15 protein-coding genes are annotated in these 14,371 nt (G+C 69.4%); 6 read left to right on the top strand and 9 right to left on the bottom strand.

Translation table 11 applies throughout. The features are described 5' to 3' along the window. Positions 1-65: 65 nt before the first annotated feature. Both AB0M48_RS35635 and AB0M48_RS35630 read right to left on the bottom strand, forming a co-directional pair. Positions 66-374 (bottom strand): hypothetical protein, encoded by a 309-nt coding sequence (locus AB0M48_RS35635; protein ID WP_363850364.1) that lies wholly within the window; start codon positions 372-374, stop codon positions 66-68. Positions 375-419: 45 nt separating this feature from the next. Further along, a complete protein-coding gene (locus AB0M48_RS35630; protein ID WP_363850361.1) occupies positions 420-2,243 on the bottom strand; it encodes a LamG-like jellyroll fold domain-containing protein in 1,824 nt (607 codons plus the stop codon). A gap of 361 nt (positions 2,244-2,604) precedes the next feature. Between AB0M48_RS35630 and AB0M48_RS35625 the strand changes: the two genes are divergently transcribed. Together AB0M48_RS35625 and AB0M48_RS35620 are read left to right on the top strand one after the other, a co-directional pair. Further along, positions 2,605-4,116 (top strand): MFS transporter, encoded by a 1,512-nt coding sequence (locus tag AB0M48_RS35625; RefSeq protein ID WP_363850359.1) that lies wholly within the window; start codon positions 2,605-2,607, stop codon positions 4,114-4,116. After that, positions 4,103-4,720, top strand: coding sequence for a class I SAM-dependent methyltransferase (locus AB0M48_RS35620; protein ID WP_363850356.1), 618 nt, complete (start codon positions 4,103-4,105; stop codon positions 4,718-4,720). The genes AB0M48_RS35625 and AB0M48_RS35620 overlap by 14 nt, the downstream gene beginning before the upstream one ends. Positions 4,721-4,731: 11 nt before the next feature. Here the strand turns inward: AB0M48_RS35620 and AB0M48_RS35615 are convergent, their stop codons facing one another. Further along, on the bottom strand, positions 4,732-5,652 hold the full coding sequence (locus AB0M48_RS35615) for an SDR family NAD(P)-dependent oxidoreductase (RefSeq protein WP_363850774.1): 921 nt from the start codon (positions 5,650-5,652) through the stop codon (positions 4,732-4,734). A 95-nt stretch (positions 5,653-5,747) separates the two neighbouring features. Here AB0M48_RS35615 and AB0M48_RS35610 point away from each other — a divergent pair, with 95 nt between their 5' ends. After that, entirely contained in the window at positions 5,748-6,413 is a 666-nt protein-coding gene (locus AB0M48_RS35610) for a TetR family transcriptional regulator (RefSeq protein WP_363850353.1), read from the top strand. 9 nt (positions 6,414-6,422) lie between these two features. On the opposite strand, the gene AB0M48_RS35605 is transcribed toward AB0M48_RS35610, so the two are convergent. Together AB0M48_RS35605 and AB0M48_RS35600 are read right to left on the bottom strand one after the other, a co-directional pair. Beyond that, positions 6,423-7,367, bottom strand: a complete 945-nt coding sequence (locus AB0M48_RS35605) for a sensor histidine kinase (RefSeq protein WP_363850349.1) — start codon at positions 7,365-7,367, stop codon at positions 6,423-6,425. Further along, positions 7,364-8,281: an MEDS domain-containing protein gene (locus AB0M48_RS35600; protein WP_363850347.1), complete on the bottom strand. Its 918-nt coding sequence runs from the start codon at positions 8,279-8,281 to the stop codon at positions 7,364-7,366. Before AB0M48_RS35600 ends, AB0M48_RS35605 begins: the two co-directional genes overlap by 4 nt. A gap of 122 nt (positions 8,282-8,403) precedes the next feature. Here AB0M48_RS35600 and AB0M48_RS35595 point away from each other — a divergent pair, with 122 nt between their 5' ends. Further along, on the top strand, positions 8,404-8,544 hold the full coding sequence (locus tag AB0M48_RS35595) for a hypothetical protein (protein ID WP_363850344.1): 141 nt from the start codon (positions 8,404-8,406) through the stop codon (positions 8,542-8,544). 130 nt (positions 8,545-8,674) lie between these two features. Here AB0M48_RS35595 and AB0M48_RS35590 read toward each other — a convergent pair whose 3' ends face one another. Further along, entirely contained in the window at positions 8,675-9,424 is a 750-nt protein-coding gene (locus AB0M48_RS35590) for a class I SAM-dependent methyltransferase (RefSeq protein WP_363850341.1), read from the bottom strand. A 138-nt stretch (positions 9,425-9,562) separates the two neighbouring features. Here AB0M48_RS35590 and AB0M48_RS35585 point away from each other — a divergent pair, with 138 nt between their 5' ends. Together AB0M48_RS35585 and AB0M48_RS35580 are read left to right on the top strand one after the other, a co-directional pair. After that, positions 9,563-9,712 (top strand): hypothetical protein, encoded by a 150-nt coding sequence (locus AB0M48_RS35585; protein WP_363850338.1) that lies wholly within the window; start codon positions 9,563-9,565, stop codon positions 9,710-9,712. A 155-nt stretch (positions 9,713-9,867) separates the two neighbouring features. Further along, positions 9,868-12,855: a substrate-binding domain-containing protein gene (locus AB0M48_RS35580; RefSeq protein ID WP_363850335.1), complete on the top strand. Its 2,988-nt coding sequence runs from the start codon at positions 9,868-9,870 to the stop codon at positions 12,853-12,855. Between the two features lie 10 nt (positions 12,856-12,865). On the opposite strand, the gene AB0M48_RS35575 is transcribed toward AB0M48_RS35580, so the two are convergent. The 3 genes from AB0M48_RS35575 to AB0M48_RS35565 form a co-directional block, all read right to left on the bottom strand. Then, complete coding sequence (locus tag AB0M48_RS35575) at positions 12,866-13,168, bottom strand: hypothetical protein (RefSeq protein WP_363850332.1); 303 nt, start codon at positions 13,166-13,168, stop codon at positions 12,866-12,868. Positions 13,169-13,298: 130 nt separating this feature from the next. Then, positions 13,299-13,535 (bottom strand): hypothetical protein, encoded by a 237-nt coding sequence (locus AB0M48_RS35570; protein ID WP_363850329.1) that lies wholly within the window; start codon positions 13,533-13,535, stop codon positions 13,299-13,301. A 252-nt stretch (positions 13,536-13,787) separates the two neighbouring features. Continuing rightward, positions 13,788-14,189 carry a PGPGW domain-containing protein gene (locus tag AB0M48_RS35565; protein WP_363850326.1) on the bottom strand — a complete coding sequence of 134 codons (402 nt, stop codon included), beginning with the start codon at positions 14,187-14,189 and terminating at the stop codon, positions 13,788-13,790. Positions 14,190-14,371: the final 182 nt, after the last annotated feature.

Below are 14,371 nucleotides of genomic sequence, written 5' to 3'. Positions count from 1 at the left end.
TGACGCTTTCAGTCGCGTGCCTCACGAGCGGGAACTGCGGTCGAAAGGGGCCGGACCCAGGGCTGCTACTGGGCGGATCGGAAGGCGCCTAGTGATCGCTCGTGAACGCTCGCCGCCCACCGATGAGCTCGAGCGCACATCTCCGCCTCCGAACCGCGGAGGTGTTCCACGACCGTTTCTTCTCGCCACAGCACCAGCGCGACGACCTTGCTGTTCACCGGGGTCAGGCCGATCCGCCACTGCTGTCCGTCCACTCGGACCAGTCGCTCGGCGGTGAGCCACCTGCCGAAGTCACCCAGATCGATCTTCCAGGCCTGCGACGTGGCGGCCAGCTCGGCGATCGACCGCGGCGGCGCGGAGTTCGTAGCGGTCACCAGATCAATTTAAGCCGAAAGCATTGCCGCGGCTCGCCGCACCGGTCAGGTGCTGACGCGTGCGGTGAGGAACTCGTTGTGCCGCAGAGGCCTGCTGACGATCCGCGTGTCACCGATCGCGCCGTAGAAGCCCTGCCCGTAGCGCAGGGCGAACTGGGTGGCTCCGATGACGAAGGGCCTGCCCTGGGTGGTGATGCCGCGGGAGTCCTCTGCGGCGTTGCGGGCGATCTTGGCGCCGTCGACGTACATGGTGGTGCGGCGACCGTCGTTGACGACGGCGACGTGGGTCCAGCGACCGGTCGGGATCGCATGGCTCCAGGAGGTGGGATCGGCGTCGCCCGGGACCGGGTAGACGACGAACTGGAGGAAGCGTTCGCCGGAGACGTTGAGGCTGCAGGTCGGTTCGTCGTCGGACCAGCCGCTGTGCTTGCCGGCGTCGCCCGCGCGGCCTTCCCAGCTCAGCACGCCCATGAAGGCGTGGTCTCCGACGAACGGGCTGGGGAGCTTGAGGAACGTCTCGATGGTGTAGCCGGACTCGAACTTCATGCTGTTGAGCGGCGCGGCCGCCGAGGTGCGCAGGACGGCGCCGCGGTCCGGGCCCTTGCCGCCGGCGAACGAGAGGCTGGCGTGGGCGGGCTGGGCGTCGTGGTGGTCGCGTGACCACGTCAGGACGTCAGGTCCGCCGGCGTGCAGGTGCTGGACGGTGAGGTCGTTGCCGTGACCGGTGAGGTCGCGCGCGACGGTGCCGGGCGGAACAGGGCCGGGTGCCGCGACGGGGAGGCCCTCCTGGTCGAAGCGCCAGTACGCGGCCGTGCCGCGGACCAGCACGGCGCGTGCGGGCCGGGGATCCGGGAGCGCGGGTGGGGCGAAGCCGGCGAAGCGGCGGCGGAAGTCGATCTCGACGGTGAACCTGTCGTTCTCACCGCTCAGTTGTGCCGTCTCGGCTTCCGGGAGGGTGTCGCGGCGGGTCAGCAGCCACGGCGAGAAGGTCTCGACGTCGATCACGTTGCGGGCCAGGTCGAACGAGTAGAACCGGACCATGCCCGCGCCGCCGTAGTAGCGCTCCTGGTAGTTGGTGATGTGCGAGTGCACCGGGTTGCCGTGGTCGTTGGTGAGCGTGACCCGCCCGGACGGCCAGTAGTGACCGTTGAGGGTGAGGAAGATCTGGTCGTTGCGCCGGATCAGGTTGTCCCACAGGTGTTTCCCGTGCGCGGACAGCTCGGCCTGCGGCGAGCCGGCGACGAGGTCGTGGGTGGTGAGGATCGTGGGCAGCGTGCGGTGCTCGTCGAGAACCTGTTGTGCCCACTGGATTCCCTTGTCCGACACGCGCCAGTCCAGTGCGAGCAGCAGCCAGCGCCGGCCGCCCGCGGTGATCACGTGGAAGCTGTTGTAGCCGTCGGGCGCGAAACCACCGAACGTCTTCATCCGGGCGAACCGATCAGGCCCGAACGTCCGCGAGTACGGCGTGGGGCCGCGCTGGTCGTCGCCCCGCACGTCGTGGTTGCCGGCCAGCACGCTGTAGGGCACCTGGTTGCCGATGGCACCGAAGACCGAGTCGGCGAGCCGCATCTCGTGCTCGGTGCCGTGCTCCGTCACGTCACCCAGGTGCGCCATGAACACGATGTTCGCTTCGCGGCGGCGTCTCGCGAGGGCGCGCAACGCTTCCCGCACAGGTTCCGGGTCCGAGCCGCCCTCGTCCAGGAGGTACTGCGTGTCGGGCAGCACGGCGATCGTGAACCGCGAGTCGTCCGTGGACGGTGCCGCCTCGGCCGCGGGTGCCCCCAGCAGCGCGGCCGCGGCCGGTGCCGCGAAAGCCGCCTGCAGCAACGTGCGGCGCCCCAGAGCGGGTGTCGCGGAATCCTGTGTCATGTCGTCCTGCTCCCCTGGCGGCGGTCCGGTGCGAAGACAGCCTGCCAACCCGGCCGGGCGAAGTGTTGAACGAGCACTGCACGCCGGCTGAAGTCTTGGAAGCGCTCTCATGACCGCAGTCACCCCACGAGGCCCCACAGGTGCCGACCGCGCGGACGGGCGGGCCCAGGCGATCGTCGCTGACTTTCAGCACCGACTCCCGGCGACCGGCACCGGCCTTCGGCTACCGTGGGCATGGCCAGCCGGACCTGCGGTTCTACTACCACAGGATGATTCACAAGCGCCTGAAAGATGACGTGCCGCGGACCGGAATTGGCCAGAGTAGAACCGTGCATCGCCCTCTGCGTAAGGTCAACTGGTTGTGACCGTTCCTCCCCGAGTGCTGGTCGGCAGGCGCTGGCTCGTGCTGGCGATCTTGTGTGCCAGTCTGCTGCTGGTGTCCGTGGACGCGACCGTGCTGCACATGGCCTTGCCCGCGTTGTCGGAGGACCTGCGGCCCACCGCCACCAGCCAGCTGTGGATCATCGCGGTCTACTCGCTGGTCGCGGCGCCCCTGCTGCTCGCCTTCGGCACGTTGGGTGATCGTTACGGCCGGCGACGGATTCTGGTGCTCGGGTACGTCGTGTTCGGGCTGGCCTCGCTCGCCTGCGCGTGGGCACCCAACGTCGCGGTGCTGATCGCCGCGCGGGCCGTGCTCGGCGTCGGCGGCGCGATGATCATGCCGGCCACGCTGTCGCTGTTGCGCCAGGCGTTTCCCGACCGCGCCGAACGCCAGACGGCCATCGGCATCTGGAGTGGAGTGGCCGGTTCGGGGGCGGTGCTCGGGCCGCTGCTCGGTGGCTTCCTGGTGGAGACGTTCTCCTGGCACGCCGCGTTCCTGATCAACGTGCCGGTGATGGTCCTGGCGATTCCGCTGACCTACTGGCTGATCCCGGAGTCGGCGGACCCGCCGGACGGGCCGTGGGACGTGTTCAGCGCGGTGCTGGCCGGACTGGGCGTCATCGGGCTCGCCTTCGCGGTCAAGCAGACCCCGCACGGCGGGGCGATGTACGTGCTCGGCCCGGTCGCCGGGCTGCTCGGAGGCCTGTTGCTGCTGGCGTTCGTCCGGCGGCAGCGAAAACTGCCTGTTCCGCTGCTCGACGTGACGCTGTTCCGCGACCGCGCGTTCAGCGTCGCGGTGGGCAGCGTCCTGCTGGTCATGACCTCGCTGGTCGGCCTGGGCCTGCTGTTCGCCCAGTACCTCCAGCTCGTACTCGCCCTGCAGCCCATGCCCGCCGCGTTGCGACTGATGTTCGTCATGGCGTCGGCGGTCATCGGCAGCGTCGTCGCCGGGCCGTTGCTGCAGCGGTTCGGGAATCGCCGGCTGACGGTCGCCGGGTTCGCGGTCAGCGCGGTGGCCCTGTCAGCCGCCGCCGCCGGTCTGACGGTGACCGAGAACCTGTGGCTGCTCGGGCCGGTGCTGGCGGTGACCGGGTTCGGCGTCTCGATCTCGCTCACCGCCGCCTCCGACGCCTTGCTGGCCGCCGCACCGGCCGAGCAGGCGGGCGCGGCAGCCGCCGTGGAGGAGACCGCCTACGAACTCGGCGCCGGGCTCGGTGTCACGGTCCTGGGCAGCGTCGCCACCCTGATCTACACGGCCAGTCTTCCCGGCGCGGCGGCACAAGCGCGCGACGGCCTCACCGAGGCGACGGCCGCCGCCGCCGAACTGCCGCCCGAAGCGGGTTCTCAGCTGCTCGAACTGGCCCGTGCCGCGTTCGTGACCGGCCTGCGAGCCGCCATGGTGGTCGGTGCCGTCCTGTTCGTCCTCGCCACCGTCGCCGCGGCACGTGCCCTGCCCACAACGAAGGAATCACACAACGATGACCGAGCTTGATCTCAAGACCAGCACGACACGTCCGGCCCAGCCGGGTGTCAGCGGCGGCTGGCGCACACCCGATCGCCTGTACCGGTTGATCAGCAGCCCGGTCCTGCGCATGCTCCTCGGCTGGGACCTGCCCCGCCACGACCTGCGCGTGATCAACCGCCGCCCCGGCACGGTCTGCCTCGAGGTCGGCAGCGGAGGCGGCTTCTACACCACGGCACTCAAGACCCACCTGGGCAGCGAGAACAGCCTGATCGCCCTCGACCCGTCACCGTCGGCCATGCGATCGCTGCGGCACCGGCTGGACGGCGTGCCCGGTGCGCGAACGTCCTACCTGGCCGGTGACGGCTGCAAGCTTCCGCTGGCCGACGACCAGGCCGACACCCTGTTCTACGGTTACAGCCTCGAGGAGATGCCCGACCCGCTGGCGGCCATTCGCGAGGCGCACCGGGTACTTCGGCCAGGCGGGGAACTCGTCCTGTTCCTCTGGCGCCCCGTGTTCACCCGGCATCGCCGCCGCCCGGTCGTCGCTCTGCTGGACGAGCTCTTCGAACGCCGGCGCGCCTCGGCCGGCCCGCAGAACATCCGCCTGATCTACCGGAAGTCCGCCGAGTGACGGCGTGAAGCTCACGCCGTGGCGACCGCCTGATTTACCGGGAACCGCACGCCGGTGAGGTCTTCCGAGACGGCCCAGAGGCGTTGCTGCACGGTCAGGTCGTAGGAGTCGGGGCTGGACGTGACCAGCCGCGGGTGGCCGCGCCGCTCGGCGAGACCGTCGGGCCCGTAGTACTGCCCGCCGAGGACGGACGGGTCGGTGGCGGCCCGCAGCGTGGGAAGCGCGCCCGCCGTCGCGGGCTGGGTGATCACCGGAGCGAGCCAGGTGATCAACCGGCGGGCGACCGGCGAGGTGTTGCGGGCCAGTTCGGTGTTGGAGATACCGGGATGCGCCGCCACCGCGGCGGTGGTGCCGTGCGCGGCGAGCCGGCGCTGCAACTCGTAGGTGAACATCAGGTTGGCGAGCTTCGACTGGCCGTAGGCGGCGGACCGGCTGTAGGAACGTTCCCACTGCAGGTCGTCGAAGTGGATGGCGGCGTTGATGCGGTGACCGGTGCTGCTGACCGTGACGACCCGTGAGCCGGGCACCGGCAGCAGGTGGTCGAGCAGCAGGCCGGTGAGCGCGAAGTGGCCCAGGTGGTTGGTGCCGAACTGCATCTCGAAGCCGTCGCGGGTGGTCTGCTTCGGGGTGTACATCACGCCGGCGTTGTTGATCAGCAGGTCGATCCGCGGGTGGGTGGCACGCAGGTCGGCCGCGGCGGCGTGCACCGATTCCAGCGAGGTCAGGTCGAGTTCCCGCACGGAAACATCACCGTTGATCCGGGCGGCGGCCAGCTCGCCCTTCTCGGTGTCGCGCACGGCCAGCACGACCGTCGCGCCGCGTTCGGCGAGCCGCCGGGCGGTCTCGAAGCCCAGTCCGGTGTTGGCTCCGGTGATCACGGCCACCCTGCCGTCCTGGCGCGGGATCTGCTGCTCGGTCCACTTCATCACGATCTCCTAATGTACCGCCGGTAACTTACGCCTCGAACGGTAATGTACCGCCGGTACACTGTCAAGGTACCGGCGGTACCCAAGCTAGGATCTACGTCATGACGTTCCAGCGGGCGCGCACCGAAGAGCAGCGGGAGGTCCGGCGCCGGGCGATCCTCGAGACGACCTCGGCGATGCTGAACGAGATGCCGGTGGCCGAGGTGACCTTGAACGAGCTGAGCCGGCGGGTCGGCCTGGCCAAGACGGCGGTGCTGCGCTACTTCGAGTCCCGCGAGGCGGTGCTGCTCGACCTGATGGACGACCGGACGGCGACCTGGCTGGCCGAACTGGAACAGGACCTGGCGAGCGGCGTCGACCTCGGGCAACCCGCGGTGCCACGAGCAGAGCAGACGGCCGACGTGCTCAGCCGGTCGCTCGCCGCCCAGACGGCGCTCTGCGACCTCTACGGCGCGCAGGGCGGAGTGCTCGAGCACAACGTCTCGGTCGACGTGGTCCGCCGGCACAAGCAGGCCTCACTGAGCAACCTCGCGGTGATGGCCGGCCTCGTGCGGCGGTACCTGCCCGAGGTCGGCGACCACGCCGAAGAGTTCTGCCTGACCGTCCTGCTGACGGCCGGCGCACTGTCCGCCTACACCTCGCCGCCGCCGAGCCTGCTCGCCGTCTACGAGTCCGAGCCGGCACTGGCGGTCCACCGCATCGACCTGCGGACAGCCCTGCGGCGCGCGATCATCACGTCGCTCGTGGGCGTGCTGCCGCGCTGCTGAGCCCGGTCTTCAGGAGACGATGCGCAGGAAGACGTGCGTGGTCGTCCCGTACGGGACGGTGTGGACGCGCACCAGGTCAGCGAGCTGGTTGATCAGCAGCAGGCCGCGACCGCCCTCCTGCTCGAGGGTGGCGGGGCGGCGGCCGGCCAGAGGGTCGGTGAGGTGGCCGTCGTCCTGCACCGTGCAGACGAGGTAGGTGCCGTCCTGCCAGACGCTCAACAGGCAGGCGCCTCCGGCGTGCCGGAGGCTGTTGGCGACGAGTTCCGTGGTGATCAGAGCGAGGTCGGCGGCGCGCGTGCCGGACAGGCCGAGGTGGCCGGCGTGCTCGGTGGCGAAGCGGCGGGCGTCGCGGACGCCGGCGGAGGTGGTGATCTGGAGCGTGACCGCGTCCGGGGAGACGTCGAAGGGCTGGTTGTAGCGGTGGACGACGGCGTCGGGGGCGTAGTGGTCGCTGCCGTGGCGGCCGCTGGTCTTCCACACCAGCGGGTGGGTGGCCAGCGCGTCGGTCACGACGTGCTCGTCGAGCGAGGCGGTGTCGTAGGGGCAGGCGATGGTCACGTTGCGCCCCGCGAAGGCGATGTTGATCAGGGCTTCGTGCTGGGCGCAGGCCGGGTACTCGAGTTCGGTGCGGCCGGCCCAGATCGGTTCACCGATGATGCGGACGTGCTTGCCGCGGTGGCTGTCGGCGAACCGGCGCAGCACGGCGGGGATGATCCGGCCCGGGTTGCGGCCCTCCACCTCCATGTCGAGCAGCAGCACGTCACCGGCGGCGGAGCCGAGGCCGTCGCGCAGCAGCCGCAGTTGCCGGGCGGGCACGGAGGCGGCGACCGGGTGGTCCTGTTCCAGCCCTTCCACGATGAAGGGCACCAGCAGTTCCAGGTACTCCTCGTCGGAGGCGTAGAACACCGCGGGGTGGACGAAATCTCCCAGAGGGGGAAGGTCGGTGATCGTCATGCGGCGCTCTCCACTCGGACGTTGGTGATCTCGAGCAGGTTCACCAGTTTGGACGCGCCGGGCCAGGAGGTGCGCAGCACGACGGAGGCGTCCTGGTCGGCGGCGTGCCGGGACAGGCGCAGCAGGTTGCGGTGGTCGAGGAAGGTGAGGCCGGTGGCGTCGAACACCAGCTGCCCGCCGTGGGGCCGGAGGTCGGCGCGGTGCAGCGCGAGGGCGAACAGGTCCTCGCTGAACTGGTCCACCTCGCCGGCGAAGGCGGTGGTCTCGTCGTCAGCGGCGTGCAACCGGAAGCCGGGAGAAGCGGTGTTGGCGTTGGGGTGCAGGCAGGCCAGCTGCGCGAACGCGTGGTCGTCGACCTTGTCGGCGGAGTAGGCGCACATCGCCGAGAACGGCCGGTCGACCATGTACCGGTCGATCCGGTGCTCGTATCGGGAGAAGGCGTCCAGCTGTTCCGGGGTGCGCACCAGCGAGGTGCAGTCGGCCGCCACGCGCAACCCGGCGAACCCGGCCGCCAGGGCCGCGTCCGTCGCCGCGGCGTAGGCCCGCACCTGCGTCGCGGGGTCGATCACCGCACCTACCGGGTAGGTGGTGTCCAACGAGGCGACCTGTGCGGTCCCGGCCTTCAGAGCTTCGTCGATCCCGTCGATCCCGTCGAGGTCCCGGACCAGGACGTCGGGATCACCGGTGCCGATGTAGCGGACCTGGTAACCGAGGGTCAGCCCTTCGGACAGGAACTCGCGGACCCGGTCGTGGAAGTCGTGCTCGTCGCGGTACCGCCAGCACAGGTGGTCATGAGGTCCGAACCCGCGCCCGTGCACGGCGAACCCCGATTTGCGCTTGTACGTCACCTCGACCAACCTCTCCCCTGCCGCGCGGCCGCCCGCCCCGGCCACCGGCCTGACGGGAGGCGGCACCAGATCACCTGGTCGCGGTCGTCCGGAGGCGGCTGGGAGACCGACCCGAGCCCGATCGAGCCGGGTCCAGGTCGTCGACGCGTCTCCTCGTAGAAGATACTCGCGCCCGACGCAGCCGTGCGATGGAGCCGTCGGTCACCGAGGTCGCGGTCACGACGTTCCTCGCGGCGCCGAACGTGCTGGGGTGGACCGGCGAGCGCTGCCAGTTGGTCCACCACTTCCGCGAGTGGCTTCCGGGTGTCGATCTCGATGATGGCCGATGACCGGAGCAGCGGCTCCATCTCGGTCGGGTCCACCACCCCGATGTCCCCGCTGTTCCAACCGGCCCAATGCCGTCGACTTCCCCGTGCCGGACATGCCGGTCACCAAGATCACCGCCACGTTCCCCACCTCTCAATCCCGTTGCGCGAGAAGCGAGAACGAGTTCGGCAGTTGCCCTTTCCACGCGGCCGCCGCGACGCCGTCAGGCCGCCAGAACGGCTCGGCGTACTCCGCGACATGCGCGATCCGCAGGCCGGCGGAGATCACCGCGTTGATGATCTCGCCCAGGCTCGCCTGCCACTCCACCGCTCCGTTCGCGGGGAAGGTGTCGTTGACGTGGGAACGTGCGAAGTACCCACGATCAGGTCGAATCCGGGGCTCGTCCTCATCCCAGGTCCACAGTGGAACCGCCGGATGTGCCTCGTGGACGAACAGGAAGCCTCCCGGCCGCACCAGACGAGCGGCGTCTTTCGCCCACGCACGCAGATCAGGCATCCAGATCAAGGCTCCCTTGCCGGTGTAGACGAGGTCGGCACACTCGTCACGCAGCGGAGCACCCGGCAGTTCCGCCACCACGTAACGGCAGGCCGCACCGAGCTCGTCCGCCCTGCGTTGTGCCGCGGTCGTTGCTACCTCGCTGAAATCGACGCCCAGCACCGACCTCGCGCCGGCGGCGACCAGGGCGATGTCGTCCAGTCCGTGACCGCTCTGCAGATGAACGACGTCGGGTGCGGACGTGAGCGCGGGCTGCAACAGCTCGAGTTCGCACGGGAGTAGAGACGACCCGCTCTTGGCTTGGTCAAGCAGATCCTGGTACTCGCGGACGTGCTTCTGCGACGCCGTCTCCCACGCGAATCGATTTCGCTTGGTGACAGGTTCCATGCTCGTACTGTCCGCACCTTCCTTCACCAGGTACAGCGAATTTCCCCGCCGAACGCTCGTCGGCACCGGGTTGGATCCGGACGACGGTGGGTAACACGCGGTACACCACAGCACTTCTGGAAGCGATCGGAAACACCCATGAACTCGTACGCGCCGGACACCCTGTTCAGTCACCTCGAGACGCACCAGCCGGACGTGACGTCTGGTCCGGCCCGCTTGGACCAGCCGACCTGGACGAACCTGTTCCAGGAGCCGCCGGCCGCGGCAGGAACGTCCTCGGAGAACTGACGAGGCGGTGCACGTGACGACGAGTGGCATCAGCTCCGGTGTGATCGGCATCAGCTGGGAACGGCCGGACTGATCATGACGGGTTTCGTCGGCTCCCCACCGCCCGTATCATTCGACGCCGGCTCTGACTACGGTCCGCGGGAGACGTCGAGACAGTGCGGCCCACCATCGGCATGATCACGGCAGGCCCGCTCATCGAGCTCGCCGGTGAGCAGTGGCAAGGCGTCAGCGACGGCGTGGCCGCCGGCGGCTGCGACCTCGTCTGCTTCGTCGGCACCGAACTGGCCCATCCGGACCGCCACAAGCGGCAGGCCAACGCGGTCTACGACCTCATCGCGCCCGACCGGATCGACGCGCTCGTCATCTGGACGACGCGGATCAGCCAGCAGATCGGCGAGGCCGCGATGCGCGAGTTCGCTGACCGCTACGCGCCGATCCCCATCGTCAGCGTCGAGGCGCACCTGGCGGACTGGCCGACGGTGCTGATGGACAACCGCGGTGGCATGGACCAGGCGGTCAGCCACCTGATCGAGGTGCACGGCCACCGGCGGATCGGATTCGTCCGGGGCCCGCTGGCACATGTCGGTGCGCAGGACCGCTACCAGGGCTACGTGGACGCGCTCACCCGCCACGGTCTGCCCGTCGAACCAGGGCTCGTGACCGCGCCCGCCCCGTCGTGGGATCCCGCCGCCGCGGCGGACGCGGTCGCCACGATGCTGGCCGAGGCCGGGGAACCACCTGAGGCCTTCGCGGCGGCCAACGACGAGTTCGCGCTGGGCGTCGTGACCGCGGTGCAGGAGGCGGGCCTGCGCACGCCCGAGGACGTGGCGGTCGTCGGGTACGACAACCACACGTGCATCCGCTCGAACGATCTCGGTTACCAGGCACCCGCGCGGCCGGCCTCGGGCGGCGTGCACCGCCGGGTCAACATCGACGCGGGAACGCCCGCGCTGACGACGGTGCGCGCTCCGTTCCACGAGATGGGGCGCCGGGCCGCCGAACTCGCGCTCGCGTTGGTCCGGGGTGAGCCCGTACCCGAGCTGGAGATCGTTCCCACCGAGCTCGTCGTCCGCCACTCGTGCGGCTGCATCCCTTCGGGCAACGGAATCTCCGCACCGGCACACGGCGAGGTCGCCGTGCCGGAGCACGACACCGCCGAGGCGGTCGCCGCGAACCTGCGCCGAGGGCTCGGTCCGAAGTCGGCCGTGCTGCCGATCGGGTGGGCCGAACGCCTGATCCGCCTGTTCCTCGACGCCGGACGGCCAGAGGGCTTCCTCGGTGTGTTCGCGGAGTACCTCCGTGACAGCGCCCGCGCCGGATGCGCGGCGCAGTCGTGGTGGGCGCCGTTGTTCTACCTGCGCCGGTTCGCTGTCGCGCGCGGCGTCGACGAGGGCGCGATCGAGGACCTGTGGCTGCGGGTGCAGCTGATGGTGTCCGACGTGGTCGAGCGGGAGAGGACGTTCGAGTACCTGCTGCACGAACGGCAGGACCAGACCGTGCGCGAGGCGGGCCAGCGGCTGATCGTCGCGCGGGACGTCGCCGAGCTCACGGACGCGCTGGTGGCCGAGCTGCCCAGGATGGGGATCCCCGGCTGCCACGTGATGACGTTCGAGTCGACCCGTGAGCGGGCGCGCCCGCTGATGTCGTACGAGAACGGCGAACTCCGGCCGGAGCGCACGGCGCTGACGTTCCGGTCCACCCGGCTCACGCCCCACCGGATCGACCGGCAGGCGCCCGGCAACTTCGTGGCGGCCGCGCTCTTCGGGCTCGACGAACAGCTCGGGTTCGTGCTGTTCGAGGTGGGCGCGATGCCGGGATGGGTCTACGAGGCGATCCAGCAGCAGCTCAGCAGTGCGTTGCGCGGCATCAGGATGCTCGAGCGGGAACGGCAGGCCCTCGCCGAGGCAGAACACGCGCGGCGATCACTGGAGCTGGCCCACGCCGAGCTGGAGGACCGGGTGCGGGAACGCACCGCGGCGCTGGTCGACGAGATCGCCGAGCGCGAACGGCTGGAGGCACAGCTGCGGCACGCGCAGAAGATGGAGGCGATCGGCCGTCTCACCAGTGGCATCGCCCACGACTTCAACAACATCCTGACAGTCATCAACGGCAACAGCGAGGCGTTCCTGCGGCGCTGTTCGCCGGACGACCCACGACGTCCGGAGATCGAGGACATCCAGCACGCCGGCGAACGGGCGGCGACCCTGACCCGCCAGCTGCTCGCGTTCACCCGCCAGCAGGTGCTGGACCCCGAGTGTGTGGACCTCAACGCGACGATCACCGAGGTGCAGGCGATGCTCGCGACCCTGATCGGTGAGGACGTGGAGCTGGCACTGGACCTGCCCCCGCACGTGTCGCCGGTCTGGGCGGACGCGGGGCAGCTCGAGCAGATCCTGTTCAACCTGGCCGCGAACGCCCGTGACGCGATGCCCGGCGGCGGTGTGCTCGGCATCAGCACGGACAACGTGCACCTCGACGCCCGCCACGCAGGTCGCATCGTCGGTGTGGGCCCTGGCGATTACGTGGTGCTCAGCGTGAGCGACACCGGCACGGGCATGGACGAGGCGGTCCAAGCGCAGATCTTCGAGCCGTACTTCACCACGAAACCCGTGGGCAAGGGCACCGGCCTCGGCCTGGCCACGGTGTTCGGCATCGTGCAGCAGAGCGGCGGTCAGATAGATCTGACGAGCTCGCCCGGCGCGGGCACGACGATCTCCGTGTACCTGCCCCGTGCGCGGACGACCGCCGCACCGCTCCCCCGAGCCACGCCGCGAACGTCACCGCACCGGGGCTCGGAAACCATCCTGCTGGTGGAGGACGACAGCCAGGTGCGCGCCGTGACGCGGCACTCGCTGGAACGGTTCGGGTATTCGGTGATCGAGGCGCGCAACGGCCTGCAGGCGCTGAAACTCATGGACACCCACGACGACATCGACCTCGTCGTGACCGATGTCGTGATGCCGAAGATGGGCGGGCCCGAGCTCGCGGCCACGGTGGGGCGGATCCGGCCTGCTCTGCCCGTGCTGTACGTATCGGGCTGCACGACCGCGGAGGAGCTGGAGGACACGGCGGTTCTGCTCGCCAAGCCGTACGCGGAGACCGAGCTGCTGGACGTGGTCCGCAGGCTTCTCGACCAAGCGTGATCGGTGCGGCTCAGCGTTCCGAGTCGTCCTCGTGGAAGTGCTCACCCTCGATGTCGGGGTTCACGCACGGTCCGGCGTCGTTGCTGGACAAGGCCGGCGCCGCGAGGACGTTCACGTCGACGTGGCAGACGGTGATGTCACCGAGCAGTTTGGCGTCCTTCAGGTCGACCAGAGCCACCTGATGGTCGTGGTCGTGTTCAGGGGCGAGGTCTGTCATGTCCTCCGTCGCACCGCCCTCTGTCGCCAGCGCGGGCGTGCCCATCATCAGAAAACCCGCACCCACAGCAGCCGCGGTAAAAGCCTTTTTCAGCATGACGATCTCTCCTCGCGAACCCGTCGTTCGATCGGCCGGTGCTGCGAAGGAGGAACGGAGCCGGCACCTCGCCAAAGCTCCGTTCCCCGGCCGCAGGACGGCGCGCCGTCACAACGGGCGCCGCCTCACGTCACTCGTCGTCGGGGTTGGCGCAAAGGCCGCTGTCGTTGTCGGACAGCACCGGCACCGCGATGACGTTGACGTCGATGAAGCAGGCGTTCAGGTCGCTGAGCACCTCGGACTCGTCCAGGTTGGCGATGCCGAGCTGGTCGGTGATGTCCAGCTCGGGGGCGTCGGCCAGCGCGGTGGAACCGAAACCGAGGAATGCGCCCGCAATAGCAACGGCCGCTCCTGCCTTCTTCAGCACAAAAGTCTCCTTCGTCGAATCTCAAGAAAGAAAGGTGTTGGCTTGCACACCTTCCGCAAGTCCGGGCAGACCGTATCCAAACGATCAACAGACACCAAATCGCCAATCACCCTTTGGCGTGAACGGTCCAATCTGGATCACACTTTCGAGTGGCGCCTTGTTGCCGGCGTTTGGCATTCATCCGCCCGATGATCAGGGCAAACAAGTGGCCGCCTCGTCGGCACCCCGCTATCGGGTGAATGATCTTGGAAGCTAGCTCTTGGGCTTCCCCGCGGTGGAACGAGCGCGAACGTTGCGCCAGCTCCAAGCCAGCAACCCGAGCAGGAAAAGCCCGGACAGGATCAGGCTCGTACCGGTGCTCCACCCGGCCAGAGGCAGCCACCGCACCAGGCCCCACACGACGCCCGCTGCGACCAGAGCCAAACCCGCCGTTACGGACACGGCGATGCGCAGCGGCGATGCGACGCTGTCCTCCGCCGCTTTCATGGCGCGCTCGCGGACCGGGTCGACGTAGCGCTCCAGCTTCGGGAACTCCGACGCGAGAGTGATCAGGCCGGCGAGCACGAGCAGCAGCCCTGGGCCCGGCAGCACCAGCAAAGCGATGCCGACCAGGAGCAGCACGCCTCCCAGCACCACCACGCCCAGCCGCTTCATCGCAACCTCCTTCGCCGCCCCCAGTGTCTCGGCTGCGGCTCGCCGCCACACCTCGAACTTCCCGCCTGCTCGTGATCGGCGGCGGGCCGCTAGGGCGTGTCCCGTAAGTCTCGTCCGCGATAGTCGCGGCCGAGGGCCCCGGAGACGGCACCGCCGCAAAGCCCGAATACGCCCGGTATGAG

Source organism: Lentzea sp. NPDC051208, assembly GCF_040682435.1.
GTDB classification, from domain to species: Bacteria; Actinomycetota; Actinomycetes; order Mycobacteriales; family Pseudonocardiaceae; genus Lentzea; species Lentzea kristufekii.
This window is presented reverse-complemented; position numbering and strand designations above follow the sequence as displayed.